Source organism: Kitasatospora sp. NPDC002543 (genome assembly GCF_053594915.1).
The window spans coordinates 1-2,332 of sequence record NZ_JBSFWR010000222.1 but is presented as its reverse complement, the minus strand read 5'-3'; the positions used below and the strand labels follow the sequence as shown (position 1 = coordinate 2,332).

General features: G+C 73.6%; 2 protein-coding genes and 1 rRNA gene. 1 reads left to right on the top strand and 2 read right to left on the bottom strand.

Features of this window, described 5'->3' with window-relative positions; all coding sequences use genetic code 11:
• A 5S ribosomal RNA gene (gene rrf / locus ACWD4P_RS38100) occupies positions 1-68 on the top strand; the annotation flags it as partial.
• A 90-nt stretch (positions 69-158) separates the two neighbouring features.
• Here rrf and pcp read toward each other — a convergent pair.
• Positions 159-842: a pyroglutamyl-peptidase I gene (gene pcp, locus ACWD4P_RS38095; protein WP_359825980.1), complete on the bottom strand. Its 684-nt coding sequence runs from the start codon at positions 840-842 to the stop codon at positions 159-161.
• Positions 843-963: 121 nt separating this feature from the next.
• On the bottom strand, positions 964-2,157 hold the full coding sequence (locus ACWD4P_RS38090; RefSeq protein ID WP_449782805.1) for an alpha-hydroxy-acid oxidizing protein: 1,194 nt from the start codon (positions 2,155-2,157) through the stop codon (positions 964-966).
• Positions 2,158-2,332: the final 175 nt, after the last annotated feature.

The window sequence follows — 2,332 nt, the reverse complement described above, 5'->3', positions numbered from 1 at the left end:
AAGCTAAGCCTTACAGCGCCGATGGTACTGCAGGGGGGACCCTGTGGGAGAGTAGGACGCCGCCGAACAATTCTTCTGAAGAACCCCCATCCGGGCCCCGGATGGGGGTTCTTCGCGTTTCCGGACCGGACCGGGGCCACCAAGCCCCCGGTGACGGGTCAGCCGGGGCGGCGGGGGAGCCAGGGGCGGCGGCGGGGGGTGGCGAGGGGGCCGACGGGTGGCGGGTGGAGGGCGGCGACCGCGCTGCGGATGAGGATGCGGACGCCCTCGGCTGCCGTCTCGGCGGCCATCGAGGCGCTCTTCTCCCGCCCGGACACCTGGCTCGGCAGGTACGGGAGGCGCGCGAATCCGCCGCGCAGGTCCGGGTGTTCGGTGGCGATCAGGTGGGCCAGCCCGTAGAAGACGTGGTTGCAGAGCTGGGTGCCGGCGGTGTGGGAGAGGGTGGCGGGGATGCCGGCCTGCTGGACCGCCTCCACGCAGGCCTTCACCGGCAGGGAGGAGAAGTAGGCGGCGGGGCCGTCCGGGACCACCGGCTGGTCGACCGGCTGGTTGCCCTTGCGGTCGGGGCCTCGGACGGCGTCGTCGAGGTTGATGGCGACCCGCTCGACCGTGAGGTCCGGGCGGTTGCCGCCCTGGCCCGTGGCGATGACCAGGTCCGGTTCGAACCGGGCCACCGCCCTTCGCAGTTCGGCGATCGAGTCGCCGAACACCCAGGGCAGCTCGGCGAAGTCGAGGGCCACTCCGGCGGGCGGACCGGCGGCGACCAGCCGGCCCGCCTCCAGGGACGAGTTCAGGGGATCGCGGCCGAACGGTTCGAAGGCGGTCAGCAGGACGCGGATGATGGCGGACCTCCGAGCGAGCGGGAACGTACGGACCCGATTTGTGCCGTTCGAGCGTAGGGCCGTCCCGAATGTCCCGGCAAGCCCCTCCTGTTGCGTGCGTGCGCCGAGGGCTGATCAGTCGTCAGATTCGGCGCAGCGCACCGTTCCTGCGCAGGGAGTCGAGGGTCGGGTAGCCGTCGACGGCCATCAGGAGGTCGGCTTCGGCGAGGAGTGAGCGCAGCACGTGGACGATGCCGTCGGTGCCCTCCAGTGCGAGGCCGTAGGCGTACGGGCGACCCACGCCGACGGCGGTGGCGCCGAGGGCGAGCGCCTTGACGACGTCGGTGCCCGAGCGGACGCCGGAGTCGAAGAGGACGGGCAGGCCGTCGGCGGCCCCGACCACGTCGGGGAGCAGGTCGAGGGCGGCGAGCCCGCCGTTGGCCTGGCGGCCGCCGTGGTTGGAGCAGTAGATGCCGTCGACGCCGCCGTCCCTGGCGCGGCGGACGTCCTCGGGGTGGCAGATGCCCTTGAGGAGGATCGGCAGGTCGGTGAGCGAGCGCAGCCAGGGCAGGTCGTTCCAGGTCAGCGGGTTGCCGAAGACGCCGGCCCACTCCAGGACGGCCGCCTGCGGGTCCTCCTCCGGCGCCTTGGCGAGGCGGGCGCGGAACACCGGGTCGGAGGTGTAGTTGGCCAGGCAGTGGCCGCGCAGCTGGGGGAAGTTGGCGGTGGCCAGGTCACGCGGGCGCCAACCGGTGACCCAGGTGTCCAGGGTGACGACGATGCCCCGGTAGCCCGCGGCCTCGGCCCGGTGCACCAGGCTCTCGGCGAGCGCCCGGTCGGTGGGCGTGTAGAGCTGGAAGAAGCCGGGGGTGTCGCCGAACTCGGCGGCCACCTGCTCCAGCGGGTCGACCGTCAGGGTGGAGGCGACCATCGGCACGCCGGTGCGGGCGGCGGCCCGGGCGGTGGCCAGGTCCCCGTGCCCGTCCTGGGCGCACAGGCCGATCACCCCGATCGGCGCCATGAACAGCGGGGTCGGCAGCCGCAGGCCGAACAGTTCGACCGTCAGGTCCCGGGTGCTCGCGCCGACCATCATCCGCGGCACCAGGCCCCACCGCCCGAAGGCGGCGACGTTCTCACGCTGGGTGGACTCGTCGCCCGCGCCGCCCGCGACGTAGGAGAGCACCGAGGGCGCCAGAGCCGTGCTCGCCCGCGCCTCCAGCTCGGGGAAGGCCATCGGCATCGTCGGCAGCACCCCGCCGAGCCCGCGCAGGTAGATCTCGTTCTGGTAGTCGCCGAACCGTCCGTGGATCGCCGGATCCCTCTGCTCGCTGCCCATCCGTCGGCCGTCCTTCCCGTCCGTTCCGGCCCGGGACCGTCCCGGCCGGCGCCGGCAGCCCGTCCCGTGGAAGGGGCGGGCGGTCCACCCGGGGGGCCAGGCCCTCGACCAGTTCCTCCGCGCCGATCAGCTGGGCCTCGATCTCGCCGAGGGCGGTCCGGTAGCGGGGCAGGGT

What these genes read in the sequence shown, in the direction of transcription:
- ACWD4P_RS38090 (WP_449782805.1), bottom strand. Translation starts at nt 2,157, where the DNA reads ATGGGCAGCGAGCAGAGGGATCCGGCGATCCACGGACGGTTCGGCGAC.